General features: G+C 58.7%; 27 protein-coding genes. 14 read left to right on the top strand and 13 right to left on the bottom strand.

The window, feature by feature from the left end:
* Positions 1-215: 215 nt before the first annotated feature.
* The 4 genes from HALAL_RS0100260 to HALAL_RS0100245 form a co-directional block, all read right to left on the bottom strand.
* The gene (locus HALAL_RS0100260) at positions 216-938 is read right to left on the bottom strand and encodes a hypothetical protein (RefSeq protein ID WP_025272066.1); all 723 of its coding nucleotides are present in this window, start codon (positions 936-938) and stop codon (positions 216-218) included.
* A 114-nt stretch (positions 939-1,052) separates the two neighbouring features.
* On the bottom strand, positions 1,053-4,970 hold the full coding sequence (gene hrpA / locus HALAL_RS0100255; protein WP_025272065.1) for an ATP-dependent RNA helicase HrpA: 3,918 nt from the start codon (positions 4,968-4,970) through the stop codon (positions 1,053-1,055).
* A gap of 72 nt (positions 4,971-5,042) precedes the next feature.
* Entirely contained in the window at positions 5,043-5,489 is a 447-nt protein-coding gene (locus HALAL_RS0100250) for a globin (RefSeq protein ID WP_025272064.1), read from the bottom strand.
* 194 nt (positions 5,490-5,683) lie between these two features.
* Positions 5,684-6,676: a mechanosensitive ion channel family protein gene (locus HALAL_RS0100245; protein ID WP_025272063.1), complete on the bottom strand. Its 993-nt coding sequence runs from the start codon at positions 6,674-6,676 to the stop codon at positions 5,684-5,686.
* Between the two features lie 179 nt (positions 6,677-6,855).
* Between HALAL_RS0100245 and HALAL_RS0100240 the strand changes: the two genes are divergently transcribed.
* From HALAL_RS0100240 to HALAL_RS17165, 7 genes are all read left to right on the top strand, one after another.
* Positions 6,856-7,389 carry an HNH endonuclease gene (locus HALAL_RS0100240; protein ID WP_211240402.1) on the top strand — a complete coding sequence of 178 codons (534 nt, stop codon included), beginning with the start codon at positions 6,856-6,858 and terminating at the stop codon, positions 7,387-7,389.
* 76 nt (positions 7,390-7,465) lie between these two features.
* Positions 7,466-8,053 (top strand): GNAT family N-acetyltransferase, encoded by a 588-nt coding sequence (locus HALAL_RS0100235; RefSeq protein ID WP_211240401.1) that lies wholly within the window; start codon positions 7,466-7,468, stop codon positions 8,051-8,053.
* Between the two features lie 5 nt (positions 8,054-8,058).
* Positions 8,059-8,814: a (2Fe-2S)-binding protein gene (locus HALAL_RS0100230; RefSeq protein ID WP_025272060.1), complete on the top strand. Its 756-nt coding sequence runs from the start codon at positions 8,059-8,061 to the stop codon at positions 8,812-8,814.
* A gap of 265 nt (positions 8,815-9,079) precedes the next feature.
* On the top strand, positions 9,080-9,313 hold the full coding sequence (ctaJ, locus tag HALAL_RS19550) for an aa3-type cytochrome oxidase subunit CtaJ (protein ID WP_025272059.1): 234 nt from the start codon (positions 9,080-9,082) through the stop codon (positions 9,311-9,313).
* On the top strand, positions 9,300-9,740 hold the full coding sequence (locus HALAL_RS0100220) for a DUF5130 family protein (protein WP_029767105.1): 441 nt from the start codon (positions 9,300-9,302) through the stop codon (positions 9,738-9,740). Before ctaJ ends, HALAL_RS0100220 begins: the two co-directional genes overlap by 14 nt.
* 219 nt (positions 9,741-9,959) lie before the next feature.
* A complete protein-coding gene (locus HALAL_RS0100215; protein ID WP_025272057.1) occupies positions 9,960-11,315 on the top strand; it encodes a flavin-containing monooxygenase in 1,356 nt (451 codons plus the stop codon).
* Complete coding sequence (locus tag HALAL_RS17165; protein WP_025272056.1) at positions 11,312-11,938, top strand: hypothetical protein; 627 nt, start codon at positions 11,312-11,314, stop codon at positions 11,936-11,938. Before HALAL_RS0100215 ends, HALAL_RS17165 begins: the two co-directional genes overlap by 4 nt.
* Here HALAL_RS17165 and HALAL_RS17160 read toward each other — a convergent pair.
* Both HALAL_RS17160 and HALAL_RS0100200 read right to left on the bottom strand, forming a co-directional pair.
* Positions 11,935-12,429, bottom strand: a complete 495-nt coding sequence (locus HALAL_RS17160) for a DUF308 domain-containing protein (protein ID WP_025272055.1) — start codon at positions 12,427-12,429, stop codon at positions 11,935-11,937. The genes HALAL_RS17165 and HALAL_RS17160 overlap by 4 nt on opposite strands.
* Positions 12,422-13,204 (bottom strand): alpha/beta hydrolase, encoded by a 783-nt coding sequence (locus HALAL_RS0100200; protein ID WP_025272054.1) that lies wholly within the window; start codon positions 13,202-13,204, stop codon positions 12,422-12,424. The genes HALAL_RS17160 and HALAL_RS0100200 overlap by 8 nt, the downstream gene beginning before the upstream one ends.
* Before the next feature lie 638 nt (positions 13,205-13,842).
* Between HALAL_RS0100200 and HALAL_RS0100195 the strand changes: the two genes are divergently transcribed.
* On the top strand, positions 13,843-14,514 hold the full coding sequence (locus HALAL_RS0100195) for a lysophospholipid acyltransferase family protein (RefSeq protein ID WP_025272053.1): 672 nt from the start codon (positions 13,843-13,845) through the stop codon (positions 14,512-14,514).
* Between the two features lie 30 nt (positions 14,515-14,544).
* Here the strand turns inward: HALAL_RS0100195 and HALAL_RS0100190 are convergent, their stop codons facing one another.
* Positions 14,545-15,234 (bottom strand): Crp/Fnr family transcriptional regulator, encoded by a 690-nt coding sequence (locus HALAL_RS0100190; RefSeq protein ID WP_211240400.1) that lies wholly within the window; start codon positions 15,232-15,234, stop codon positions 14,545-14,547.
* A gap of 326 nt (positions 15,235-15,560) precedes the next feature.
* Between HALAL_RS0100190 and HALAL_RS0100185 the strand changes: the two genes are divergently transcribed.
* The 3 genes from HALAL_RS0100185 (at position 15,561) to HALAL_RS0100175 (ending at position 17,925) form a co-directional block, all read left to right on the top strand.
* The gene (locus HALAL_RS0100185) at positions 15,561-16,103 is read left to right on the top strand and encodes a polyadenylate-specific 3'-exoribonuclease AS (protein WP_025272051.1); all 543 of its coding nucleotides are present in this window, start codon (positions 15,561-15,563) and stop codon (positions 16,101-16,103) included.
* 257 nt (positions 16,104-16,360) lie between these two features.
* Positions 16,361-17,389, top strand: coding sequence for a 6-phosphofructokinase (locus tag HALAL_RS0100180; RefSeq protein ID WP_025272050.1), 1,029 nt, complete (start codon positions 16,361-16,363; stop codon positions 17,387-17,389).
* Between the two features lie 173 nt (positions 17,390-17,562).
* The gene (locus tag HALAL_RS0100175) at positions 17,563-17,925 is read left to right on the top strand and encodes a hypothetical protein (RefSeq protein WP_025272049.1); all 363 of its coding nucleotides are present in this window, start codon (positions 17,563-17,565) and stop codon (positions 17,923-17,925) included.
* On the opposite strand, the gene HALAL_RS0100170 is transcribed toward HALAL_RS0100175, so the two are convergent.
* From HALAL_RS0100170 to HALAL_RS0100160, 3 genes are all read right to left on the bottom strand, one after another.
* Positions 17,896-18,279: a hypothetical protein gene (locus HALAL_RS0100170; RefSeq protein WP_025272048.1), complete on the bottom strand. Its 384-nt coding sequence runs from the start codon at positions 18,277-18,279 to the stop codon at positions 17,896-17,898. The genes HALAL_RS0100175 and HALAL_RS0100170 overlap by 30 nt on opposite strands.
* A 137-nt stretch (positions 18,280-18,416) precedes the next feature.
* Entirely contained in the window at positions 18,417-19,256 is an 840-nt protein-coding gene (locus tag HALAL_RS0100165) for a bifunctional 5,10-methylenetetrahydrofolate dehydrogenase/5,10-methenyltetrahydrofolate cyclohydrolase (RefSeq protein WP_025272047.1), read from the bottom strand.
* A complete protein-coding gene (locus HALAL_RS0100160) occupies positions 19,253-19,876 on the bottom strand; it encodes a cyclodeaminase/cyclohydrolase family protein (RefSeq protein ID WP_025272046.1) in 624 nt (207 codons plus the stop codon). Before HALAL_RS0100160 ends, HALAL_RS0100165 begins: the two co-directional genes overlap by 4 nt.
* A gap of 226 nt (positions 19,877-20,102) precedes the next feature.
* Between HALAL_RS0100160 and HALAL_RS0100155 the strand changes: the two genes are divergently transcribed.
* From HALAL_RS0100155 to HALAL_RS0100145, 3 genes are all read left to right on the top strand, one after another.
* Positions 20,103-21,650, top strand: coding sequence for a recombinase family protein (locus HALAL_RS0100155; protein WP_025272045.1), 1,548 nt, complete (start codon positions 20,103-20,105; stop codon positions 21,648-21,650).
* Positions 21,625-21,972, top strand: coding sequence for a hypothetical protein (locus HALAL_RS18370; RefSeq protein ID WP_156937534.1), 348 nt, complete (start codon positions 21,625-21,627; stop codon positions 21,970-21,972). The genes HALAL_RS0100155 and HALAL_RS18370 overlap by 26 nt, the downstream gene beginning before the upstream one ends.
* A 279-nt stretch (positions 21,973-22,251) precedes the next feature.
* Positions 22,252-23,190 (top strand): DUF4238 domain-containing protein, encoded by a 939-nt coding sequence (locus HALAL_RS0100145; RefSeq protein ID WP_084471776.1) that lies wholly within the window; start codon positions 22,252-22,254, stop codon positions 23,188-23,190.
* Between the two features lie 683 nt (positions 23,191-23,873).
* Here HALAL_RS0100145 and HALAL_RS0100140 read toward each other — a convergent pair.
* From HALAL_RS0100140 to HALAL_RS0100120, 3 genes are all read right to left on the bottom strand, one after another.
* Positions 23,874-24,065: a phage holin gene (locus HALAL_RS0100140; protein ID WP_025272043.1), complete on the bottom strand. Its 192-nt coding sequence runs from the start codon at positions 24,063-24,065 to the stop codon at positions 23,874-23,876.
* A 269-nt stretch (positions 24,066-24,334) separates the two neighbouring features.
* The gene (locus tag HALAL_RS17155; protein WP_051462605.1) at positions 24,335-25,111 is read right to left on the bottom strand and encodes a peptidoglycan-binding domain-containing protein; all 777 of its coding nucleotides are present in this window, start codon (positions 25,109-25,111) and stop codon (positions 24,335-24,337) included.
* A 14-nt stretch (positions 25,112-25,125) separates the two neighbouring features.
* Positions 25,126-25,848, bottom strand: a complete 723-nt coding sequence (locus HALAL_RS0100120; protein ID WP_156937533.1) for a hypothetical protein — start codon at positions 25,846-25,848, stop codon at positions 25,126-25,128.
* Between the last annotated feature and the right edge of the window lie 5 nt (positions 25,849-25,853).

The following is a 25,853-nucleotide window of genomic DNA, read 5'->3' as shown; positions in this document are numbered from 1 at the left end:
CCTCCTCGCGCAAATCTGCAGCACCTGGAACAACCTGAGCTCCCCTCCAGCTCTACCGCTTCTACACGTCGTTCGAAGCTCGCCAGTTTCGTCGGGGCATTCATGGTAATCGAGTTTTCTGACGGTATAGGCAGCTCTGCCGCCGCTAACAGATGCGGCGGTTGCCGTCCAAGTGGATCGTTTCCACCTGGCCCACCTGGACTGGGTCTTGGATTTTAGTTCCGATCCAGGTACTGGAAGCCGACCGATTCGGGTTGCGGCTCGGTTTGAGTGGCGGCGCAGTCGCATTCGTCGTCCATCCATGCGGTCCACACCGATCCGGTGCCGATCTTTTCGAGAAGTGCGGAAACGTCGTCGGTGGTGGCTTGCAAGTCGGTCAGTCCGGTCGTATACCAAACGATCGAAACCGCCGACCCGTCCGGTAGAAAGTGGACTTTCTGGATATGCCAGTCGCTGACGACCAGAGCGTACTGGCGGTCGCCTTCCCAACCCTCTTTGCATTCACGAATATAGTCGAACGCGGGACAGTCGATAAGATAGCTGGAGTCCCATTCTCCCCGATTGATGCCGGTCCGCCACCCTCCGGGAAGGACGGTGAAAACGGATATGCCTTCGGACCGCTCCACGACGTCCCAGTCGCCATAGAAGAGGCGCATGTAAGAGACGCGATCGTCGGCCATGTTGGTCGGAAATTGGGCACGATGCGCGTTGAAGTTCGCTGAGAAACTGAGATCCGGTAGTTCCTGGGAGAGAAGCGATTCGACCTCTTCTGTCAGCGAGGACGTGTGAGTGTCGGTCGTCCATGCCCAGGCGGATGAATGATCCCAACCGTCGGTGGGGATCGCGGGATTCTGGGCCTGTGCGGTGGTCGCGGACATGGCCAAGAGCCCTGACATCACGGCCGCGAGCGCCCCAACGATGGCGGATCGTATTCGCATTGGCTGACAACCTTTCTGTCATCCGCCCGAGGGGAACGTCCTCATCGTCCCAAACCAATGTCGACTGTGGGCGATATCTCGCTATCCGGTTCCCGGATGTCCAGGGCTTCCGGTTTAGAGCGCCCGTAGGGCCTTGCGGACTCGTTTTTCGCTGACCTGATAGCGGGTGCCCAACTGTTGTGCGAAGAAGCTGACGCGCAGTTCCTGTAGCATCCAGCGGATTTCCTGTCCTTGCGCGGTGCGTAGGGCCGCCGGCCGGGCTCGGGCCAGTGAGTGACGTTCTTCGTCCAGGTCGTGAACGATTTCCATTTTGGAGATATCGCCGGCGATGTCGGAGGGGAGTTTCTCCGCTCTTCGTACGATGGCGGTGATATAGCGTTTGAGGTCGTCGAGCCGCCACCATCCGATGCTTCGGAGGAATCCGGCTGATCCGATGAGTTCGTCCAGCTGGATTCTCATATCGCTGACGGAGGCGAGGAGCTCGAAGTCGAATTTCCCTTCGAGGTGCTCTCGTGCCTGGCGTGAGACTTCGATCGCCGCAGCCGCTTTGCGAGCGACGGTCACCGCGTCGGAGGCCAGGTGTAGGCGGCTCTGTTTTAGCAGTTGTGCGAAGGCCTCTCCGTCCCATGCGGGGCCGCCGTTTTCTACCAGAATCTTGTCCAGAACGATGCGGAGAGCATCGTTGATCAGCGATTCCATTGAGTCGTACGGCCCGGCGGACAAGAGAAGTTGTTCGCGTTTGGTGAGAGCCTCTTGGACGTGGGGGTTGGGGGTGTTGAGGAGAAGGAGGCGGCGGGTACCCGCCCACATGGACGCGGCTTGTTTACCCGGATCGGCAAAGCTCTTCACGCCGACGCTGCTGCCCTCGTCGGTGAGCGCCGGATATGTTTTGGCCGTGTAGCCCTTGCGGGGTATCTCGTGGACCTGGGGGAGGCCGTCAAAGTCCCAGGTGGTGAGTCCGGTGCGATCGAGCTGAGGTGTCGCTTCGACGGCTACCTCTTCGGTTTTGGGCGCCAATTGCGTTTGTAGCGCTGCCAAATCTTTGCCTGCGGCGACCCGGCGGCCGTCCTGATCGACAATGCGGAAGGTGATCTGGAGGTGGCCGGGGATTTTGCTGATGTCGAAGGAGTCTTCGGGAACGGTGATGCCGGTCATTGAGCGGAGGGTCTCGGCCAGGGACGCGGAGAACGGGCGGTCGTCGCTGACGGTCATGCGTGCGACGGCCGCTTTGGCGAAATCAGGTACGGGAACGAAATTGCGTCGTAGGGATTTGGGCAGCGATTTGATGAACGCTTCGGCGACCTGAGCGCGCATGCCCGGTACGTGCCAGCTGAAACGGTCGTTGTTGACCTGGCCGAGGGCATCCAGGGGGATGTCGACGCTGACTCCGTCGTCTGCCGAGCCGGGTTCGAAGACGTAATCGAGCGGGAGGTCGATTCCTTCGCTTGTCCAAACGTTCGGATAGGCCTCGGTGTCGATGCCTTCGTCTCGGTCGGCGACGAGCAGATCTCGGCTGAACTCCAGGAATCGCTTGTCCTTTTGTTTCTTCCACCAGCTGTCGAAATGACGTCCGGAGACGATGTGGCCGGGTAGGCGGCGGTCGTAGAATTCGTACAGCGTCTGCTCGTCGGCGAGTAGATCGCGGCGTCTCACCCGGTTTTCCAAGTCTTCGACGTCGGACACGAGCTCGCGGTTATGTTGGAAAAAGGAGTGATGGGTTTCCCATTCTCCCTGGACAAGTGCGTGGCGGATGAACAGGTCGCGGCTGACCGCCGGGTCGATGCGCCCGTAATTCACCGCGCGGCGCGGCACGATCGGAACGCCGTACAGCGTTACACGTTCGTAGGCGAGGACCGCTTGAGACTTCTTCGACCAATGAGGTTCGGAGTACGTACGTTTCAACAGGTGAGACGCGAGAGGTTCCACCCATTCGGGTTCGATTTTGGCGCAGACGCGTCCCCACAGGCGGCTGGTTTCCACCAGTTCGGCGGCCATGGCCCAGCGCGGTTGCTTTTTGAACAGTCCGGAACCCGGGAAGATCGCGAACTTCGCCCCGCGAGCGCCTTGGTATTCGCGCTTGTCGGCCTCCTTGACCCCGATATGGGACAGAAGCCCCGCAAGAATCGACGTATGGAGACGGTCAGGCGTCGGGCTGGGGTTCGTGGGTTTGGTGGAGATGTTGAGGTTCTTGAGAGACGCACTCACTTGACGATAGAGGTCCTGCCACTCGCGTATACGTAGATAATGCAGGAACTCGCGTTTACACATGCGACGGAAGGCGCTGTTAGACAAGGCCTTACGTTGTTTCTCCAGGTATTTCCATAGGTTGAGGAAGGCCTGGAAATCGCTCTCGGGATCGGCGAATCGTTCATGGGACGCGTCGGCGGCGCCCTTTTTGTCCATCGGGCGTTCGCGGGGGTCTTGAATCGATAGAGCGGTGGCGATGACCGTGACCTCGTGGACCGCGCCCTGATCGACCGCGGCGATGATCATGCGAGCCAAGCGTGGATCGATGGGCAGTCGGGACAGCTGCTTACCGGTGGCGGTGAGCTTGGGTTGCCTAGTCTTACCGGGGGAGAAGGCCCCCAGTTCGGTCAGCAGTTCCATGCCGTCTTTGATATTGCGGGCGTCGGGAGCGTCGACGAACGGAAACGACTCCACGTTCCCCAGTCGGGCCGCCGTCATCTGCAAAATGACACTGGCGAGGTTGGTTCTTAGGATTTCGGCGTCTGTGAACTCGGGGCGAGCGAGGAAATCGTCTTCCGAATACAGCCGGATACAGATACCTTCGGCAACTCGACCGGACCGTCCGGCACGCTGATTCGCGCTGGCTTGACTGATCGGTTCGATCGGAAGGCGTTGCACCTTGGTGCGGGCCGAATATCGCGAGATACGTGCGTTACCGGTATCGATGACATAGCGGATTCCGGGAACGGTCAGCGAGGTCTCCGCGACGTTGGTGGACAGTACAATGCGTCGCCCGGTATGGGAACGGAAGATCCGATTCTGTTCGGCTGCCGACAGTCTCGCGAAGAGGGGGAGAACTTCGGTGTGAGGCAGTTTGGCCCGGTTGAGCACGTCGGCGGTGTCGCGTATTTCCTGTTCTCCCGAGAGAAAGACCAGAATGTCGCCGTCGCCTTCGCTGTGGAGTTCGCGTACCGCCTGCAGGATACCCTCGGCCTGGTCTTTGCCGTCCTCGTCTTCGTCGACCAGGGGCCGGTAGCGAATCTCCACCGGGTACGTTCGTCCGGACACTTCCAGCACGGGCGCCGGGCGACCGTCGGCATCGGCGAAATGATGTGCGAATCGGTCGGGGTCGATGGTCGCGGAGGTGACGATGACCTTGAGGTCGGGGCGCTTGGGAAGCAGTTGTTTGAGGCAACCGAGGATGAAGTCGATGTTGAGGCTGCGTTCGTGTGCCTCGTCGATGATGATCGTGTCGTAGGCGGAGAGCATCCGGTCGTGCTGCAGTTCGGTCAGCAGGATGCCGTCGGTCATCAGCTTAATGTAGGAATGATCCGAGACCTGGTCGGTGAAGCGAACCTTCCAACCCACCGCTTCGCCCAGCGGCGAGTCGAGTTCATCGGCGATACGGTCGGCCACCGACCGGGCGGCGATACGACGTGGCTGCGTATGCCCGATCATTCCGCGTACGCCGCGCCCGAGCTCCAGACAGATCTTGGGGATCTGGGTCGTCTTACCCGAGCCGGTTTCTCCGGCGATGATGACGACTTGATTCTCGGCGATCGCCTCGGCGATCTCATCGCGGTGCTCTGACACCGGAAGTTCAGCGGGGTAGTCCACCTTGGGACGACCGTCGTAGCGACGTTGCAGCGCCTCGTGGCGCACGTCGATCTCCGTGGTCAGCTCTTCGAAGGCGGCGGCGCGTTCGGCGCCCTTCTTGTCGCGCGCAGAGCGAAGCTTTCCACGCAGGTGGCGTTGGTCGGAGGTGCGCAACTCAGCGATACGGGAGCGGAGGCTCCGGCGGTGCGACTCGGGACGTGAGGCGGTGCGGTTCTGTGATTCGGACATGACAAGTCCCTAGGATACGTCTTGAGTCCGCCGGGACGCGAACGGATTTTGCTCGGGCTGATCGCCGGTGCGTTATTCCTGTACGTTGCGGAGGAAATCAGCGGCACGGACCATGTAGTCCCACATGATCCGGTCGTGTTCGGGGTCAAGTTGAACGGCGTCCATGGCGCCCCGCATGCAGTTGAGCCAGGCGTCGCGTTCGGCGATTCCGATACGGAAGGAGGCGTGCCGCATCCGCAGACGGGGATGGCCACGTTCCTCCTGATAGGTGTGGGGGCCGCCCCAATACTGTTCCAGGAACAACTGGAGGCGACGGGCCGCACCGTCCAGATCGTTGGGGTCGTAGTACTGGATCAGGAGCGGTTCGTCCTTGACCCGGTCGTAAAAGGCGTGGGAGAGCTTTTCGAAGGTCTCTGATCCGCCCACGAGGGTGTAGAAGCTTTGTTCCGGTCCGGGGGTGTTCGACGGGGTGGCGCGCCGGAGAGGAATGGTGCCCTGGGCGGGGCTGTTGGTGGGCATGGAGCTGGTCGCCGACTGTGCGCCGGTGGAATGTGCCTTGTCGGAGGTAGCCATGTAACCCATCGTGCCAATAACTCAAGGAAAACAAAAGCGATCTGACCGGAGTCACACCTTGACGAAACGAGCGTCACACAAGCGAATCGACCGGTAGAGGCCGTGGCGGGTGGAATCGATTCCACCCGCCACGATCGACTTTACTGCTGTCGGCGCGGAACGAAGACCCGGTTGGTCGTCATTTCCTGACTGATGCCCGCCTCGTGGAGTTCATCGCCGATCCGGCGACGAAGTTCACGACCCAGCGCCCACTGTTGGTCGCTTACCGAACGCAGTCCAATACGGATGGTGACTTCGTCGACCGTCAGGTTCTGTACACCGAGATATTCGGGGTCGGTCAGTACGTATTCCTGCCAGTGCGGGTCGGTGACCACATTGCGGGTGGCGTTCATGATCACCTGCGACGACTCTTCGATGTTCACCGAAGGCGAGAGAGGGATGTCGACGACCACGTACGCCCAGCTCTGGGAGGAGTTGCCCACGCGAAGGATTTCGCCGTTGCGGACGTACCACAGGGTGCCGCCGAGGTCGCGCAACGTCGTCGTGCGCAGACCCATGTCCTCGACGGTTCCTTCCGCGTCACCGACGTTGACCCAGTCTCCCAGGCCGTACTGATCCTCCAGCAGCATGAAAATCCCGCTGACGTAGTCCTTGACGAGGTTTTGCGCACCGAAACCAATGGCCAAACCGACCACACCCGCGCTGGCGAGCAAGGGGCCGATCTGCAGTCCCAACTGGGCCAGAATGATCAGGAGGGCGGTGACGTACACCACGACGGAAACGATGTACTGCATGACCGATTTCAGGGTGGCGGCGCGTTGCTGGGAACGGTCGCCGACCAGTTGCGACCGTCGGGACGGACCGTTCCGGTCGAGGAGCTTATTCCACTCCGCCGCGCGCTTCGCTTCATTGGCGGCGGTCATCTTGTCGATCAGCTTCGCCATCGCGCGATTCAGTAGAGAACGGGCGATGACGGCAATCAGTAGGACGACGACGACTTGCAGCGTCTTATCCAAGATTCCACCGAGAATGGAGCTCCATTTCTCGCTTTCGGTGAGGTCCCAAACGAAATGGCACGCCGTCACACCTGGCTCACACGGCGAGCCATCGGCCTCAGCGGCAATTGAAGACATCGATACCTCTTTTATGATAAGTACTTGATAATATGCGTAAAAACGGTGGCAGGAGCGACCGGCGGCCCAGGAGTCGACGAAAAAATCAAAACTTAATCCCCATCGACCCTAAACCGGGATGCATTCAATTGAGATATAGGTCAAAATTGAGTCGTCTCGACCGAGAGAGGACACCGAATATGATGCGACCTCGACATAGGACGACAACCCACCTCTCCAGTTCATTGGTGCTCAATCAGAGCTATGAACCACTGTGTATCGTATCGGTTCGGCGAGCGGCCGTTCTTCTGCTCACGAACAAAGCCGTCACCGTCACCCCCGGAGACGGTTACCTGCACAGTGAATCATTTGACCTGCCGGTTCCCAGCGTAGTTCGGCTCAAGCGGTACGTGCACGTACCGCACCAGATGTCGGCCTCCCCGTCCCGGCGTGGAGTGTTCATCCGCGACGGATGGACCTGCGTTTACTGCGGATACGGTGCCGAAACGCTGGATCATGTGATTCCCCGCTCCCGTGGCGGCACACATTCCTGGGACAACGTCGTCGCCGCGTGTGCCCACTGTAACCAGCGCAAGGGCGACCGTCTGCTGTCCGAGATCGGATGGAGACTGACCCGTACCCCGAAAGCCCCGAGCCGGTGGCAGATCCAGGGGCTTCGCCTCGGGCGGACGACCGATCCCAACTGGGAGCCCTGGCTCAGCCTGGTGCGATGATCGCCGTTGGCGCCCGAAGGGCCGGACGGCTGAAAACGGATTGATGCCCGGACTGCGACGGTCTAGCATCTCCGAAATGATCGATTATGACGTTCGTCTCTATCGTAGGGCTGATGAAGCAGATTGGTTGCGTTGCCGTCTGCTCTCCTTCTTTACCTCCTCGTATTACGACGATGTGCGGACAACCAAGCCGACGGGTGTCGACATCGAATTGGTGGCCGTTGGGGATGACGGTGTCGTGGGCCTGATCGACGTTTCCGTGGCCGGGCGCGAAGCCACGATCGAGGACCTGGCCGTCCATCCCGACCATCGCCGGCGAGGGATCGCTGAGGCCCTCCTGGATGACGCCCTGGCTCGGCTGGAGTCCACAGAGCTTCTCCAGGCGTGGACTCGCCGGGGTGATGCCTCCAACGCATGGTACGAGGCGGCCGGATTCACCGTTGAGTTTGAGTACCTACATGTATACATTGAGCACGACGAGAGCGGCCTACCTCCCGCTCCTCCGCTCGCCCCGGTCACGACCTTCGCGCACGCATCCGTCGAAGCGGAGCAGGAATTGAGAGCCCGCTACCGTCGGGTGTATCGCTGCCGTCAGTACGTAAAGGATCTTGAGACGACTCGTGACGCCCGAACCGATATACCCCCTAGGGGTAATGTAACCTGATTTCGATGGTTTGGATAGACAACACCCTGTTCCAATCGCCAGGCTATGTCGGACCACGAGTCCTCACTGCCGACGGCGACCACTGGCGCACCCTCGCCGAACTCTTTGCGAACGGCTCCACGCTGTTGGCTACACACATGAGTCGATACGGAGAGGCGGAAGAGGCCCCCGAAGACACCACGGCCGCCTACTTCATCGGCTGGATGACCGGACTCTATGTCCGCCCCGCACTGTGGGCGGTACGCGAACACGGACTGCTTCCCGAATACGACCCCGCAGCGATATCGGTTCGCCTCCACTCCAGCGGCTGGTACGACGCCGTGTCCTTCTCCCGGGGCCCGGCCCGCCGACTGGACGGCAGCGCCGCCCGTAAAGCGCTTGCCGAATACGTCCACTCCCTCGGGGCCGATCTCGTCGAGTCGATCGGCCGTCACACCCGGCTGGGAAACCGGGCGCTCTGGGCGCATGTGACCGACACCTTCGCCGATGCCTTCCTACCCAGGCCCGCACTCGGAGACGACGCCGTGGCCGCCTCCACCGATGCGGACGCGACACTGGCCGAAGCGAGCTTTCCGACGCCAGGGCCACGTTGGGTTCACTACGAAGGCGCGACGGTCGGTCTGGGTCAGTCCTGCTGTATGAGCTACAAGGTCCCCGGTGGCACCAACTGCGCTCCCGTCTGTCCCAAAATCAGCGAGGACGAACGCCGGATGAAACTGGCCGAATGGCGCAACGCCCTACCGGATCGACGCGACTCTTGACAATGACCGCACCACGACGTGCGACGGCCGCCGATCCGCACAGGTGATGGAATACGCTAAACCCCTAACACGGGCCACCGTCACCCGGCGGGTCCATTAGGCTGCGAAATAGGAACATCGTTCGGAGAGAATCCGGGCAGTCGGTACATTCATCGACGCGACAACCGATCCCATCGGATTGCGATAAGCTGTCAAAGAACTACACCGGCACCGATAAGTCCACACCGAACCGTTCCTCCGCCCAAACAAAACGTAGGGGAATAACATGCCGATTTTCCAGCAGGTATTGATATTTCTTGGCGTCCCCATCCTGGTGGCTCTCACGGTGTTCGCCGTGATATATCTGCGTCACCCACGCTCGCAAGCGCAGTACCGCCCAGGGGAGCCATACGACTTTGAACCAGTGTGGTTCATAGCCGGAAACAGCGAGGTGAACGCGCCCAGCGACAGCGAGACTGAGCGTCAAGGCCCCAAGGGAGGCTCTCATGGCCAGTGGTAATACCGAGATCGAGCCCGCCGCCAAGGAATCGACCGCCAGCGCTGAAAGCGGCGTTCACCAAGCCTTGGACGGCCCCTTCGACACCGCCGATCTGATGCACATCGACCAAGTGTTGACCAATGCGCAGCAGCACGGCGGCGGACTCGACTACAGCGTGTACGTCGGGGACCTCAGCGATCAGGTTCGTGAGACCGCGGAAAAGCTGCACGACCGTTTGTCCAACCCGGACGTTTCGGTGTTGATCGCCATATCCCCCGAACAGAAGCAACTGGAAATCGTCACCGGCGCGACCGCTCGGGAACGCATTCCGGATCGCTCGGCGGCTCTCGCGGTCTTTTCCATGGAAGCCGAACTGGGCCAGGGGAAGCTGGCCAACGCCGTCGTCGTAGGACTGCGCATGCTGGCCGATACGGCCGGAAGCACCTAAAAGGACACCTGACTTCCGCCCGTTCGAACCGCACAACAGGCATTACCCAGCGGTTCGATCGGGTGCGGGTCGATCCAGCGTGCTTCAGGTTGGATCACGGGGTCGACCTGGAGTGACCGTACTCTGGACACGACGGCGAACTGCCCTCGGAGGCGAATTTCGTTCAAGGTAATCTGCTTGTATAGTCAGACTACTCGTGTCGTGTGAAGGAATCGTCCCGTGTCCGAAACCACTGCATCCGTGTACGATCGCCGCGAGGCCGTCTGTGTGATAGGTGCCGGCGCCTGTGGGCTTATCGCAATCAAGAACTTGCGAGAGAACGGCTTTGAAGTAGATTGTTATGAACGCGACACGGTTGTGGGGGGACTGTGGAACGCGCAGAATCAGCGGTCGCCCCTGTACCCGAACACACACCTCGCCACTCCCCGGAATCTCACGGAGATCCCCGACTTCCCCATGCCCGATCATTGGCCGGATTTCCCCAGTGCCGAGCAGATGGAGACCTATCTCCGCGACTACGCGGAACACTTCGATCTCACCGGCCACATCTGGTTCGGTTCGCAAGTCATGGGTATTGAGAAGGCCTCAGGTTCGCGCTTTGACGTTCTCCTGAAGTCCACGATCCCGGGCCAACCCGAACGCCGTATGCGCTACGGGGCGGTGATTCTGGCGACCGGCCACCACCGCATCCCCTTCCTCCCCGAAATACCAGGACAAGATAGCTTCCCGGGCGAGATCGTGCATTCGTCACGCATCGGCGATCCGGCTAAATGGAAAAACAAGAACGTCGTCATCGTCGGTGGGGGAGTATCAGGCACCGATATCGCGTGTCTGGCGGCGCCGCTAACACGTCGTTGCCTCCATTCGACGCGACGCCCCTATCGTTACCTGCCCAAATACCTCAACGGTCGACCGGCTCAAATCGCCCGTCTGCGTGCCGTGCGAACCCCTCGTTGGGACCGTTGGGGCTGGTTGGCGCGGCGGAAACACAAACGACTCATCGCCCCGGAACTCAAAGTCGCACGCCATCTCGGCGCGGTTCCGCCGCAGCATCCTCAACTTCTCGAGACGATCTACAATGCCCACTACCTGGAAAGTGTGGGAGAGGGTGCGATCGAACGGCGGCCCGACATCACCGCCATCGAAGGAAATCGCGTGCGTTTCAGCGACGACGATGTCATCGACGCCGATGTCATCGTCTGCGCCACCGGATTCGAGGCCGGACTGGAACCGTGCCCACCCGAACTGCTCGGAGGCGACCAGCCGCGCCTGCTGGCCAACATGTTCTCTCCGGAAGCGGAGACCTTGGCATTCCTGGGTGCGGTAGAGACCGACAGTGCCCTGCTACCCATCGCACACTGGCAGAGCCACGTCATTTCCCACTGGTTGCGAGTACGCCAGGGTGAACCCGACACCGCGGTGGCCTTTCGTCAAGCCGTGGTTGCCGAAAGCGGTCACCAAACCGAATCTTCGCAACGAACCTCTCAACGTCACAGCCTCGCTGTGGACGGAGAGAAATACCTACAGTCCCTCGGACGCATCATAGCGGCACTAGAAGAGGAGAACACGGCATGAGCTTTGCCAGTTGGTATGAACGGCGACTGCAAGAAGCCCCACCCTCTGTCAAAAGGGAGGTTCTCAGCCTTGAACCGACTGACGCACTGGACTACGACGACCAGCCCATTCATCCGACTCCGATTCTCCTGGTGCCCGATGCGGGACATGAAGCGCGCGACTGTGAAAAACTCTGGCTGCCGCGTTTGGCGGCGGCAGGACGCAATTGCGCGGCGCTGAACCTACGCGGGCAAGGACAGACACCAGCGGACGTACGCTCAAACGGAATCGACACCCGAAGCCACGACATCGTCCAGACAGCGATATCGCTCCGGCATCAAGCGGTCGTCATGGCGTTCGGCGACGCTTCTGACGCGGTTTTGGAATCGGCATCCCGATACCCCACCGCTGCAGTAGTGCTGCTCAACCCCACTCGAATCCCCAAACGGCTGCCCGACCTGGTCGGAGGACCGTCGCTGTGTTTCGTGACCACCGAAGAGTCACTCCACGACAAGACCATGACGGAATTGAGCAGCCACTACGGAGCGACACCGTTGACCGTCTCGCAAAGCAAAGCCGATCTGTTCGAAGGGCCCGTCGCCGAAAACTCCGTCGACGCGGTGCTCTCGTGGCTGGTGTCCTAACACCGTGGCCGTGGTGAACAGGTGACGGCGTGGTTTAAAACAACCGCTCCGTCTCCCCGTTCGCCGTCATCCGACGGCTCGTCACGAAGCCGATTGATCAGCATGACCACTCCGAGAATGAAGACCGCCACCCCGATGGCACGACTCGCCGTCTGGGTGAACGGAATCAGACCGGGCGCGAAAATCGCGACAAGGCCGAGGACGAGACACACCACGCCCCCAATCGCCTGCAGGGACGGCCACGGAACCGGCGGAGGCTCAGGCGCACGGTATTCCGTATCCTCATCCTCATCGTCGGGAAGTTCCGCGTCCCACAGCTCCAAGAGCGTCGGCTCCTCCTTTTTCTCCTCTGGAGGAGAAGAAACCTGAGGTTTGTCCTGGTCCTGTTCCTTCTCTTGAGCCTCAGGTTCGTCCAAACCGTCGACCATCTCCCGGAAGCGCTTATCGACCTCTTCCGGCTCAAGGTGATCGTCATGACCTCTGTCAGCCACTCTGCAACTCCTTGTCGCTATCGGTGTCCGAGCTGTACGCACGGATGAACTCCGCGCTTTGGCGGAAAATCAGTTCCGCATCCCAGTCAAGGGTGGCTACGTGGTAACTGTGCAGTAGAGAGGTGGACACAATATCGGTGGAGCTCACCTGGGACCGAATGACGGCGCTGTTTCGCGGGGACACGACGTGATCGTCCACGCTGGTAAAAATCCGCATCGGAAGGTGAATCCGATCCAAATCGCGTCGCGTCGCCTTCCAACCACGGCGTAGTGACGCATAGGAAGCCAGAGGAGTACGGTCGGTCGTCGACTCCCTCTTGTCCGGCTTCTTGATATCGGAACCGATCGAGCCAACCGACGGTACGACACGGTGGATGAAGGGAGTGAGAAAACCATGCGGTGTGCTGTCGACGATTGCCGGATTGACCAGAACCAGACCACGCAGACGTTCCTGGTGCAATTCGGCCAAACGCAAGGTCAACGACCCACCCATGGACAAACCCGCGGCGAAGACGGGACGGCCGAACGACTCGGCCCGTTTCAAAGCCTGCTCAACCTCGGACATCCAATCGTCCCAGCCGGTACGGGACAAATCCTGCCAGGTCCCACCATGGCCCGGAAGCAGCGGAGCAACGACGTTAAACCCAGCAGCACGGAGATGCTCGCCCCACGGCCGCATACTGGCGGGGTCTCCAGTAAAACCATGCGTGACCAACACCGTCGCCGGGGCCGCCATACCGGCGTCAAATTCAAAAGGCTCACTTGATATTGCCACATCCCGATTGTGCCACGTTTTGTTGGTGGGTGGGTGACCGCTCTTTGGCGGGTGGGGGTGACCGCTCAGCTTGCCCCAGGCACTCCATATTTACGCTGCGGGGGCCTCTTGCGGCCGCAAGGCCGCTGCGAATCCTCCTCGCGCAAATCTGCAGCACCTGGAACAACCTGAGCTCTTCTCCAGCTCTACCGCCGCGTCGCACTTTCAGCGCTAGCGGCTCGCCGGTTGGCTCGTCCCTGGGGATGGAGTGACGGCAGTCCTCTTTAGGGAGCACAGGCAGCTCTACCGATTCTGCGCTTCGTTCGAAGCTCGACCGTTGGCGTAGCCGTGGGGAGACGGTGTGGTGGTAGAGCTCTATTGGAATACACAGGCAGTTCTACCGCCGCGCCGCTCATTCACTGCTTGCGGTTCGCCGGTTGGTCGTACCTGAGATGGCGGCTGAAGGACTGTCGCCACAGAGGTAAACGTAGGCTCGCAATACTCCAGTCGGATTTCTACGGGTGGTTGATCGTCTCCGGTGTCGACGTCTCATATTTTAGGAGCGACACGCAGGAAAATTGCTTCGACCATGGCACTTAATCGAGTCCACTCTTGGGGTTCGTGGGTTCCGAAAGTTCGATCACGTTAATCTGAACGGCGTGTTCTACCGCATTGCGAAACTTATCCTAAGCCCGCTGCTTCGGCTGTTGTGGCGTCCACATGTGCAGGGTTTGGAGCATGTTCCGGTGCGCGGGGCGGTGATTTTGGCCAGCAATCACCTGTCCTTCATCGATTCGGTGTTTCTGCCGTTGATGGTTCCCAGGCCCGTCAGATTCATTGCCAAGGCAGAATACTTCGAAGGAAGCGGGTGGAAGGATCGTTTGCGGAAATGGTTCCTGCTGAACATCGGCGCGATCCCGGTGGATCGATCCGGGGGTTCGGAAGCGGAAATGGCCCTCCGAGCGGGGCAGGAAGTGCTGGAGCGCGGAGAGGTATTCGGTATCTATCCGGAGGGAACGCGTTCACCCGACGGACGTTTGTATAAAGGTAAGACGGGAGTGGCACGACTGGCGCTCGCGACGAAGACGCCGGTCGTCCCGGTAGCAATGTTGAACACCGATCAACTACAACCCATTGGTAAACGCGTGCCGCGAATTGGAAAAGTCTACATACGTATCGGAAAATCGCTGGATTTCTCGCGATATTCCACCTATTCCCATGACCGGGCCTTTGAGCGGGCCATAACCGACGAGATCATGGACTCCATCCGTCGTCTATCCGGTCAGGAATACACCGATATATATGCGGCTCAGGTGAAAGCTCAGCATTGAGAGCTGTTCACCGCTGCGAATCGTGACTGCTTACTGTTCGCTGAACCCGGCTCGTTTCCGCAAAGCCGCCAGGTCCAATATAAGGATCTTCCTTCCTTCCGTGCGTAGCCAGCCGCGCGAGGAGAAAATCCCAATAGCCTGGTTGACGCTTTGACGCGAGCCTCCGGCCATTTCCGCCAACTGAGTCTGATTCAGTTCGATGGTGGGAAACTGCGAATTACGGCGCTGGTCGGTGAGTCGAACCAGAGTTTTGGCCACTCGCCCTGGAAGGTCAAGGAAAACGTGATCGCTGGACTGCTCGGTCAGGCGTCGAACGATGGCTCCCATGGAACGCAGGACGGCATCCAGCATGTGCGGCGAGGCGTGAACCAGTTCCAGGAAAGAGGTTCGGGAGAGTGCCAATGCCTCCACCTCTTCCAGGGCCTCCGCCGAAGCCGACCGCCGAGATCCGTCGAGCAGAGAGACCTCGCCAAGTACTTCCGGGGCCCGTGCTACGTGAAGCATCGCGCGTTCCCCGGTCGCGGCGGTGCGAAATACACTGACGGCCCCCGACCTGATCATGATCAGTGATTCTCCAGGCTCGCCCTCGAAAAACAGCAGTCGGCCCCGCAGGTATCGTCGGGGCACGGCCACCTCGGCGATCTGTTTCCTCGATTCGCTGTCGAGGCCGGAAAACATGGCCACACCTGCGAGCGGGTCGTCAGACGGGTGTACGCCCATTTTTATCCCCTTTCGGTGGAACCGTGAGTAGTGGTCCCTTCTTATGATCGCTATCTTTTTTGTCCTTGTACAGAGGTTGGTCGTAGGTATTTGAACTCGATTTCCTTCATTGTGTCATTTTTCGGTGACCTACCGTCGATAGCGTGTGCGATTCTCAATGAGTTGTTTACGGCCCAATGTCCGATTTTAACTATTCCCAGCGTATACCTGAGGTCAGCGAGAGAACCTTGATGGTATGGCGTACTGTCAACAGGGAATGGACCATTTACACGCAAACACGAGTCTCATGCGAAAGTACGAGCTCACATCATACGAAAGGTTGATGCGTGCCCTATAGGTATTTCTACGATACTGAATTTATTGAGGATGGACGCACCATCGACCTGGTGTCCATAGGTGTCGTAGACGAGTTTGGCCGTGAGTATTACGCGATTTCCACAGAGTTCAACCCCACCAAGGCCAGTGACTGGGTCAAGCGAAACGTTCTCGACAAGCTTCCCGCTCCCTCTGATTCGCAGTGGAAAGATCGCAATACCATCCGCAATGAACTGTACGAGTTCCTGGTGAGCCCGATCCGTAAAAAGGGCGGCACGCACCCCGGCGAGCGCGTGGAACTGTGGGCCTGGTTCGGTGCCTACGACCATGTGGCCTACGCGCAGTTGTGGGGAACGATGCCGGGGCTTCCCAAGGCGTTGCCGCGGATGACAAAGGACTTGCGGCAGCGGTGGGATGATCTGGGGCGTCCGGAATTGCCGTCCGCAGAGGACCACGAACTGCACAACGCTCTGGGCGACGCCCGGCACAATCTGCGGCGTTGGCGAGCCTTGGAAAAAGTCCGAAAAGGACAGGACAATAGGACGCTCGGCTGAGGTCCGACGGTGCGTTTTGCGGCGTTAAGGCGGATCTCCGGCCTGGATGACGGCGTCCCGCGCACGTGCGTCTCAGCTCCTGACATGTCGAACCGTGGCACTGAGTGGGATGCGGTAAGCTCAAGGCGGCAAAGGTGCCCATACATGGGGGAGCGACCCCACATGAGGGCCACCCTCATGATTCGGGGATGATCCCCACCGTGCGGTCGATCTCCCCTCACGTTTTTCACGCAATTTCGGTATAAGGAGAAATCCGCATGCGTATTGGTGTACTCACCGGTGGCGGAGACTGCCCCGGCTTGAACGCGGTTATTCGCGGAGCTGTTCGTAAGGGAACCAAGGACTACGGGCACGAGTTCATTGGATTCCGGTATGGGTGGAAGGGCCCCATCGAAGGAATCACCCAACCGTTGAACTGGGATATCGTGGAGAATCTCTACGATCAAGGTGGAACGATCCTCCGCTCGTCGCGCACCAACCCCTACAAGGTCGAAGGCGGCGTCGACGCCATCCGCAAGAATATGGCCGAGCTGGGTGTTGACGCGCTCATTGCCATTGGCGGCGAGGACACCTTGGGAGTCGCCAAGAAGCTGACCGACGATGGAATCAATTGCGTCGGTGTTCCCAAGACGATCGACAATGACCTGGGCGAAACCGACTACACCTTTGGTTTCGACACCGCTGTCAACATTGCCACTGAGGCCATCGACCGCCTGTGGACGACGGCCGACAGCCATGAGCGTTGCATCGTCGTGGAGATCATGGGGCGTCATGCCGGGTGGATGACCCTGCACGCCGGTATGGCCGGTGGGGCGAACGCGGTCTTGATTCCCGAGGTCGAATTCGACGTTAAACAGGTCATCGAGCAGGTACAGAGCCGTTTCGATCAGGGCAAGGCCTCGATTGTGGCGGTATCGGAAGGCGCGGTCTCCAAGGGTGGTGACATGCAGCTCAAGGACGGTGAGACCGACGCCTTCGGGCACGTCAAGCTCGGTGGTGTCGGTGACTGGGTCGCCGACCAGATCACCAAGGGAACCGGTCGGGAAACGCGTGCCGTCGTATTGGGACACACCCAGCGCGGTGGTCCCCCCACGGCGTTCGACCGGGTGCTGGCCACGCGTCTGGGAATCCAGGCGGCCGCGGCGGCCACGGAAGGCGACTTCGGCAAGATGATGGCTTTGCAGGGTACCGATATCGTCCGTGTGCCGCTGGAGGCGGCTACGGCTGAGCTGAAGACCGTTCCGGTCGAGCGGTACGAAGAACTCGGCGTGTTCTTCGGCAGCTAAAGCAGTGGACGGTCTCGTTTCTGTGGCTCGAGACTCATTCGCCTATTCATAGCGTTACTGTGGGCCTACTCGTTCGTTAAACGGGTATGCCCACAGTCATTTCTGCGACACCGCCTCAATCGAATCGTCCCTTTCCCGCCCTTGACGGTGGGTCGGTCGCCACGGATCGATCGATGCGTCCGAGCGTCATTCCCGACCTCGATGAATTTCACCTGCACCGTTCGATAGCGGACGTGGACTTTGAAGGCTGGAATCTCCCTGGGCTATACGCCTACTTCTATCGTAAGACCACTCCGGCCGGCATCCTGAGCGTCGGCCTGTACCGGCTGCGCGGCTTCGAAACACATCGCGCATGGGGCTGGGTCGGGGAGGAACACTGCTCCTATCACGCCGTCACCGATCCCTACAGCGGTAGATCGCAGGGACCGATTCCCGGTTGCCCCGACTTCACCGTCCTACACGGTGTCAACGGGCCGTACGGTTTCACCATCACCGACGCGGCGGGGCTATGTCGTACCTTCTTGCTGGACCTGTGAGGTTTCCCGAAGGTGCGCCAGGCGTCGCGTGTAGAAGATCGCCAGTGCGGTCAGGAGCAGGCCGACGGTGAGGCCGGTTCCCTTCATCGCGTGTGAGGCGGCCGGTACGAACGCGAGTACCGCGACTGGAACCTGAACGAGACCGATCAGCGCTGCCAGAAGCCATTTGCTCTGTCCTCTACCCCACGTCAAAGCGGCGATAACGGGCGAGACGACAATAAGCAGACTCGCTACGTCGAGAAAGATGTGCAGGGCGGCGTTGTGTACGCGGTCGTGCTGAAACGCCATCGCGGGACTGGCGACTGCCAATGCCGCGAGAGTGGAAAATCCGATAACGGCAAGACGACGAGTCATTGCCACACCTCCTAATACACGTGAATATTCACCATATGCGGGTGCGTGGAGTGACGCTGTCGGCTATGCGCCAGTCGGAGTGTCCGAATTCAGGCAAAACCCGGCTCCCGAGTGGTGCGGAGCCGGGTCGAGATTGATTATGACTGGGACTTTGCGGCCATGACGGCATGCTGCAGCAGGAGTGCGGTCGTGACGGGACCGACTCCACCGGGAACCGGAGTGAGCGCTCCGGCAACGGCAGCGACCGAATCATGATCGACGTCGCCGACCAAGCCACCCTCGGATGTGGGATTGGTTCCCACGTCGATGACCGTGGCGCCCGGTTTGAGGAAATCGTTCTTCACCATCTGGGCACGTCCGGCGGCCGCGATGAGAATGTCGGCTTCCTGACAAACTCGGGACAGCTCACGGGTCTTGGAATGACACACGGTGACGGTGGCGGATTCGTTGAGCAATAGCAAGGCGAGAGGCTTACCGACGACGGTGGAACGGCCGATGACGGCGACCCGGCGCCCATCCAATTGCACATCACTCCGCCGCAAGATCTCCAATGCGGCGGCCGCCGTGGAGGGAGCCCATGCGGTCAGGCCCGCCGCCAGGCGACCCAGGTTTTCGGGATTCGCACCGTCGATATCCTTATGCTGCGCGATATAGGCGCCGACGTCGGAGAGTGTGACGCCTTCAGGCAGCGGAGTCTGACAGATGATTCCGTGTACGGCGGAATCGGCGGACAAGTCCTGCAGCGTTTCGACGACCTCGGAGCGGCCGGGATCGTGTAGGCGCACCAAGCGGCAATCCATCCCGACCTTGTCGGCGGTGCGGGCAATTTGCCGCACGTACCAGGCGGTGGCCTCGTCCTCGGTGGGCACCACGACCGCCAACGTCGGGGTGACCCCCTCTGAACGGAGCTTTTCCGCGGACTCGCCTGTCTCGTTGCGGATTGTCTTGGCGATGGCCCGTCCATCGATGATCTTCACGATTTAATCCTCCGTGTCACTGCCACGATAATGGCCTCGGCTTGTACCTTGGTCTGCAGCGATTCGTTCATTTCGCTCGCGATGCGCTCACGTTCGTCGGCGCTCTTGATGGAGGCCAGATTGATGTCCACATTGAGAGCGGCGGATTCCAAAGCGGACCGGGCCGCCGAAGCCGCGACGGCGACGTCCGAGACGACATTGGGATTGGAATGGTTCATAATGCGGCCGGCGAGCTTAATGATCCGCGCCGCGACCTCGCATACCGCCAACGGCGTTTCGGCCGCCTGTACCAGCCCCTTTTGAACGGCGTCGGTGCGGGCGGCTTTCTCCTCGTCGGTGTCCTTGGGCATTTTATAGGCGGCGATGACGCCGTTGAAGGCCGTCTCGTCGTCCTCGGCCAGCCGCTGAGCGTCGTTACGTGCCGATTCGGCGGCCGCGAGGACTTCCCGGGCAATCTCTTCGTGCTCGGCGTACTTCGGTTTTCCAATTGTAAGATTACACACCATGCTGACGAGGGCCGCTCCCATGGCGGCACTCATTCCGGCCGCGGCTCCGCCCCCGGGAGCGGGGGACGCCGAAGCCAAATCGGTATACCATTGGTCAATTGTTGTATTTCGCACGAGTCTCACCTTATATTCCGAGCTTGCGGCAGTGGCGCAACTGTCTCGGCGCTTTGAATCGAGGCACATCACGGCCGGGTAAACGTCCCACGAATTACGTGTCACAGAATGGGATGAGTCGCGTACTCATTGAGGCCCCAGTGCTCCGGGGTTACCATTGGCGCTGTGAATCGTCAATGGCATCAATCGTTGACTCATTTACACAATTTAGGAGTATGGATCTGTGATGCGTCCCCCCAATGGCAAACGTCGTATCCTGGGCGTCGTTCGACTCTCCCTGTCACACGACGAAACCGACGATGACTCCGTTGATCGACAAAAGGACATTATCGAGATGTACGCCAAGAGCCACTATGGGACCGTGGTTGCTTGGGCTATCGATAATGGGGTGTCCGGCGAAAAAAATCCGTTCGACCGTGCAGACCTAAGAACCTGGCTAACTGATGAGGCTGCATCAAAATATGACCTCATTGTTGCCTGGAAGGTTGACCGCTTGGGGCGTACAGTGCGTGGTGTTCTTGAACTGGATGACTGGCTTCAAGAACGCGACAAGGGGCTTGCGATAACGGAAGCTCAAATCGATACGACCACTCCTCCTGGGAGGATGATGCTCACTCAGTTGGCCGGTATGGCGGAGATGGAGCTGGCTCAAATCAAGTCACGAGTCCGCCGGTGGCATGAGTACGCTCGCCAGCATGGAAGACCGACAGGCAATTTGCCTAGCTGGATTTATCGTGAGGAGGATGGGACCTACCGTATGGATCAAGATCGCGCTGCTGTCCTTCGTCGGATCGTCAACGCACGCTTGGACGGTGATTCATTTCCTAGGATCATCGAGCAACTAGAGAATGATGGTGTTAAGACACTTAGCGGCAATGATCACTGGTCAATACACAACTTGTCGGAGCTGATGCGTTCCCCTGCCCTTGCGGGCTGTCGCTATGAACGACCTGGACGTAGCTCGATTCGAGGCAGGAGGTTGGTTTCAGACACGGACGGCGTTCCGATTCGCTTTTTTCCGCCAATAATCTCGTTGGACGAATGGCGACGGCTTAACTCGAACCGACAGGGACCCCGAAAATCCAAGAGTCTCAAATATAATGTTCTTGGTCGTAAACTCATACGTTGCGGGGAATGTAATGGGATCTATACGGTATGCCCCGTATCCAGAAAAAAGGCGGGTCAGAAAGATTCGACAGAGCCAGAACTCTTCTATCGGCATATACAGGGTTACAAGAACTATTCAAACTGCAAGTCGCGGACCAGTATCCCATATCGGGTGATCGATGAGCTACTGGAAGCGCACTTCATGGATAAGCGAGGTGATTCGCTCCGAGTGGAGCGTGTCGAGATTCCGGCGTCTGATAAGCAGGAAGAAATCGAGCAGCTCAAATATGTGATTGAGGGGGTGCGTCAAGAATGGAATCATGGGCTATATGAAGGGGATATGGACGCATACATATCTCGCCTAAAGGGGCTAACAAACCAGCTCAAGGAAGCTGAGTTCGAACATGACCCATCACCACGTGTTGAATGGCGCAAGCTTGATACCACATGGAGGGAATGGTGGAATGAAGCGAGCGTTGAGGAACGGCGTCAGGGGCTAGTCGATATTCGTGTGTCTGTTAAGATCTGGAGTCAAGACGAGCAGCCCGTTATCCAACCAAATTGGATACTGGTACCGCTCCCAGCCCATGCGCATACAGGGGTAAATCGGTGGGCGGCAATATATCTAGGAGATGGCTCCGATGAACCAACGAAAGATCCCACGTGAGCTAGAAGAACACCTGGATCGCCGCGTAATTGATTTCCTGCGAATACGTGAAGCTGAGATTCCACCTGAAGCCCGTGATTACGTTATGGAGTTCGTTAGAGATTTTGGAGTGTATTTGCTTCAAGGTGCTGAGTTCCAATACGGAGGGGCCGAATTTGGCTCACTACGTAGTGAGGGAAGTTTAATAGCCTTAATGACCTCTGAAACGCCAATGCTGTCAGGTGCGCTGGTGGTGTTGGCGTTTCAAATGAGTGGGGTAGCCCATCTCCGCGTTCGCTGTTCGACTACCAGTGCGCGGCCCGTGAGCCGCGAAGTGATGTGAGCGACGGAGTGCCGCTCCTAGCCGTGAAGAAGATTGACTAGCCGCTACTACTGGTAACTTAATGAGTTCCGGTTAATGGAAGTGAAACCGTAGGACGACTTTTTGAATATAGTATTCGGTCAACTTCTCTCCATCGATAGCTTGGCTGTGTGGTGCTTGTTCTTCATTCATGCGGTGATGAAGGCCCCGTGCTGTGTGGTTTGCTGTGAGTTTGGTCGTTTTGAGTAGACGTATGTATTTCACGAACAACTTTATGAAAATTACAGGGTAAACTGGGTTATGGCAAGGAACAAGAGTCGGAGACACGCGCGTCGGCACCACGTAGTTTCAAAGTTTTACCTGCGTCGGTTTGCAAACCCAAAGCAACAGGTAACTCGTTTGCCTCGTGGCGGTAATAAGTCATATATCCAGTCAATAAAAGACGCGACAGTCCAGAACGATTTCTATACCATTCGACAGGAAGATACTAGTCCGGACGCTTTTGAATCCCAATTGGGAATAATTGAGTCTGAAGCAGCGAAATCATTCGAGCAAGTATTTAAGGAGAATATTTGGCCTCTTGCCGATGATTCGAGGGATACGATTGCTCGGTGGATTGCTCTTCAGTTCATTCGGGGAACAAATAAGCGGCAACAGGCTGAAGAAATGTACCGCGAGTTGTCGAAGCTTGGTATAAGTGCACGAAGTCCTGATCAGTTGCGGAAATTTCTGAACCTTCCTTCGGGTATTAGTGAGTCCGAAGTGGATTCGTATTGCGCTCAGGAACGGGAGAGGATCGATAAGGAAAAGGTTGATTCTCACTATCATCTAAGCGCAATAAGCGGTTCACTGGAGCCAGTAATGGAAGCTGTGTACAGCCGTCCATGGCGCCTAGTGAGGTTTAAGAAAGCTCAATTGGGGACATCTGACACGCCCGTAGTTCTACCTAGTGATTCTTCAAGTCCTTTCAGAGGAATGGGGATGGGGAATGCTGAGATCGTTTTTGTGCCTCTTAGTGCGCGGTGCGCGCTGATCTTGGGAAACCTGGGAGCGAAGGAATATGACGATGAAGTAGAAGGAGATTTTCATCTGGCAAGATGGTTGAATTACCATACGCTGTACAATTCGCATAGAGCAGTCTACTACCATCCTGATTCTAACCCTTTTGATGATTTTGATATTCCAGAACCACGCACTCGGGAGATGAAGTTTTCGCAGCCGCAATGGGTACGGTACTGAACTGATTGCCCGAGGGTGGATCGGATTGAATTAATCTGTCAATTGGTAGTGTGCCGACAGTGAGGCACCCGGTCTGAGCGTCACGGTCTATCATGTGCCGTAAGGTAAAAAGGCCCCCACTCCATGAGGAGTGGGGGCCTTGCTATGGTGTTAAGCGACTAAACATTAAGCACAACGAAGCCCGAAGGGGCTTCTTCATAGCAAGGTCAAGCGTACCAGAATAGCTCCCCGAGCGCCCGAATCGGGGATACGGGTCGTGAACTGCGTAATCACGTTAAAAAGGCTACCCCTGGCTGAGGGGTTGAGTGCAAATATCGGGCCAACTGGAGTCAGAGAGCAGGAGATGTTGCTGCACCCGAAAGGGTGTAAGTAGAACACGGCAGGCCCAGTCTCACCGAGTGCAGAGCCGGCGCGGTCCCTGGCATGTTTGGTTGCTCGTCATCCCCGGTCCGGGAGCTCTGAGAGCGTCATATCGCCAGACTCTCTGACACGTTCCGCCCTGGCGGACGCTGTAGTACGCGTCGCATGGCGTGCTCTCTAATCCTCGGGAACCTCACGGTGACGGGAATAGTTGCACCCATCCCATCCCCACATGACCTGTGACAGTAGTGTCTTGCGTTATGTGGGGATGGGAGATCTATCCACAGAGTTTCCTACAGATCAAAGAATAGATCGGGCTTGTGTTAGCTGTCGTCAGGTTTTGTGTGGGCGGCCGCGAGGCCGTTGGACCCGACTGCTAGCACGGCACCAACAACACCCATCCAGAGCCCCGCATTGCTTTCGGAGATGATTCCGTAGCTGACGAGTAGACCGGATAGGGGGCCAGAGATCCCGTAGAGGTAGCGGCGGACAGATGGAGAGGTCAGTAGAGACATAGGGGTTCCTTTGCTGAGGGGGCTGGTGTTAGAGGATTTCGAGTATTAGTCCTGTGAGAGCTAGGACGGTGGCAGCGGACGGCAGCGCCCAAACCCGACGCTCCACGACACGAAGCCGATGTTCGTGGTCATGTGATTCGTCCTGGATATGGTTGTGCCGGTCGGTTGCACGTTTGAGTTCGGCGCGGATAGCGGTTACCTCAGTTCGCAATGCCTGGACCGAATCGTAGATTTCACGGGCACCGATGGTGACCGGGCCAAGAGGAGCGTCATTCGGTTGCAATAACATCGCCAGAAATAGCGATCTTCGTGGGGGTCTTGCCGTCGCGACCGTCTTGGCCGGCTGGCCCGCGCGGGCCTGGAGTGCCCTCGCCCTTCTCCTTAATCAGAGCCCATTGGATTTGGGCGTACGCCCAACCGGTAACAGTGTCACCGCTGCTTACACCCGATCCAACGGATTTGCGTGCGGCGAGAACCGCGTCCGAGGTTTTCGGACCGTAGACCCCGTCAACGTCGCCGGGGCTGTGCCCGGAGTAGCGCAGCAGAGCCTGAAGCCCTTTTACCGCTTCGCCTTCGTTGCCTTTAGACAGTCCAATCAACGGGGGTGTTCCTTTCTGTGTCGACGGTGTGGCTACGCCCCATGGGCTGGTGTCGTCGTAGGGGCCGGTGGATTGCCCATCGGGGCCTCGGCCAACCGAGACGTGCATGTGTTTCGTGTGGGGGTTACTTCCGTAGTAGGTCCACCAGTTCCAATTTGTGTGGATACCGGCAATGAGCTGATTCGCAATCACGTACTTCAAACATTGATGCCGGTTGTCTGGATGGACGAGATGATCAGTGAGGCTGTCGATGTCAACGCCTGAGTTCGGGTCGTGGGTGAAATCGGCGGCACAGACGACCCCCGCCGAATTGGGGTTGTGATCGCTGGCCGTGCCCGCATGGGCCGAATCACCGATCGTTCCGTCACTACGGCGAGAACGGTGTGGGGCCAGGGCGTCGATCTCAGCTCGGAGGCGGTCGAGGCTCGCGGCGAGTCGCCATCCCATGATCGCTCTCCTTCCTAGTTGGGGGTCACCATGTAGCTCAATTGGCCGCAGATACTAGACGAATCAGATGATGGATACACCTTGATCTGGCCGCTGGTCAACAGCACTACCTCTGCGGCCCTGTGGTATCGACCGACACCAGCAGCGGCAATGTTGTGGTCCTGTGGAGGTGGGATTGATGCGGGCAACTGTGCAATCTGTGCCCCCGATGGGATTGTCGGTTGAACTGATGCGGTACCGATTTCGGAGGCTGACTCAATAAAATCAGTAAGCTCAATGTGGAACTGGACATCCACTATGTTGCCAATCCGGCGAGCGTGTGCGTAGTAGCCAGACATGCGTTGGTACGGATCAGGGACGACCAAGGCCTGGTAGCCGGTGTCGTCGCGTTTGGGTTCAAACTCGCTTGGGTCCCAAATAGCCGGGATATGGTCGTTGATCGCCTCCTCGATCACTGAGCGATATTCGCCGGAGAAACGGTCTTCAACGTCTTCGGCGCGAGCGTGCATAGTAGCCACTGCGGTGTCGGAGGCATTTTGGGATTTTTGGGACGACAGTGCAGCGGCTGTCTCAGCGTCTGAGGCGCGTTGCTCGGCATCAGTGACGCGGTTGTCGACGGCGGTATCGATGGCGGAGGCGATATCGTGCATATCTCCGGCCGGGTTATACGGGTCATCTGGTGTGGGATAGGGGATTCCGAGTGATTCGGTTGCACCAGACAGATAAGACTCAGGCACAGTAG

This window comes from Haloglycomyces albus DSM 45210 (genome assembly GCF_000527155.1).
In the GTDB taxonomy this organism is placed as follows: domain Bacteria; phylum Actinomycetota; class Actinomycetes; order Mycobacteriales; family Micromonosporaceae; genus Haloglycomyces; species Haloglycomyces albus.
Note: the sequence above shows the minus strand (reverse complement) of the source record. Positions and strands in the feature narration are given on the sequence as shown.

Coding starts and splice junctions, on each gene's coding strand:
- HALAL_RS0100260 (WP_025272066.1), bottom strand. CDS start 938: ATGCGAATACGATCCGCCATCGTTGGGGCGCTCGCGGCCGTGATGTCA.
- hrpA (WP_025272065.1), bottom strand. CDS start 4,970: ATGTCCGAATCACAGAACCGCACCGCCTCACGTCCCGAGTCGCACCGC.
- HALAL_RS0100250 (WP_025272064.1), bottom strand. CDS start 5,489: ATGCCCACCAACAGCCCCGCCCAGGGCACCATTCCTCTCCGGCGCGCC.
- HALAL_RS0100245 (WP_025272063.1), bottom strand. CDS start 6,676: ATGTCTTCAATTGCCGCTGAGGCCGATGGCTCGCCGTGTGAGCCAGGT.
- HALAL_RS0100240 (WP_211240402.1), top strand. CDS start 6,856: ATGATGCGACCTCGACATAGGACGACAACCCACCTCTCCAGTTCATTG.
- HALAL_RS0100235 (WP_211240401.1), top strand. CDS start 7,466: ATGATCGATTATGACGTTCGTCTCTATCGTAGGGCTGATGAAGCAGAT.
- HALAL_RS0100230 (WP_025272060.1), top strand. CDS start 8,059: ATGGTTTGGATAGACAACACCCTGTTCCAATCGCCAGGCTATGTCGGA.
- ctaJ (WP_025272059.1), top strand. CDS start 9,080: ATGCCGATTTTCCAGCAGGTATTGATATTTCTTGGCGTCCCCATCCTG.
- HALAL_RS0100220 (WP_029767105.1), top strand. CDS start 9,300: ATGGCCAGTGGTAATACCGAGATCGAGCCCGCCGCCAAGGAATCGACC.
- HALAL_RS17165 (WP_025272056.1), top strand. CDS start 11,312: ATGAGCTTTGCCAGTTGGTATGAACGGCGACTGCAAGAAGCCCCACCC.
- HALAL_RS0100190 (WP_211240400.1), bottom strand. CDS start 15,234: ATGGGCGTACACCCGTCTGACGACCCGCTCGCAGGTGTGGCCATGTTT.
- HALAL_RS0100180 (WP_025272050.1), top strand. CDS start 16,361: ATGCGTATTGGTGTACTCACCGGTGGCGGAGACTGCCCCGGCTTGAAC.
- HALAL_RS0100175 (WP_025272049.1), top strand. CDS start 17,563: ATGCGTCCGAGCGTCATTCCCGACCTCGATGAATTTCACCTGCACCGT.
- HALAL_RS0100170 (WP_025272048.1), bottom strand. CDS start 18,279: ATGACTCGTCGTCTTGCCGTTATCGGATTTTCCACTCTCGCGGCATTG.
- HALAL_RS0100155 (WP_025272045.1), top strand. CDS start 20,103: ATGCGTCCCCCCAATGGCAAACGTCGTATCCTGGGCGTCGTTCGACTC.
- HALAL_RS18370 (WP_156937534.1), top strand. CDS start 21,625: ATGAACCAACGAAAGATCCCACGTGAGCTAGAAGAACACCTGGATCGC.
- HALAL_RS0100145 (WP_084471776.1), top strand. CDS start 22,252: ATGGCAAGGAACAAGAGTCGGAGACACGCGCGTCGGCACCACGTAGTT.
- HALAL_RS0100140 (WP_025272043.1), bottom strand. CDS start 24,065: ATGTCTCTACTGACCTCTCCATCTGTCCGCCGCTACCTCTACGGGATC.
- HALAL_RS17155 (WP_051462605.1), bottom strand. CDS start 25,111: ATGGGATGGCGACTCGCCGCGAGCCTCGACCGCCTCCGAGCTGAGATC.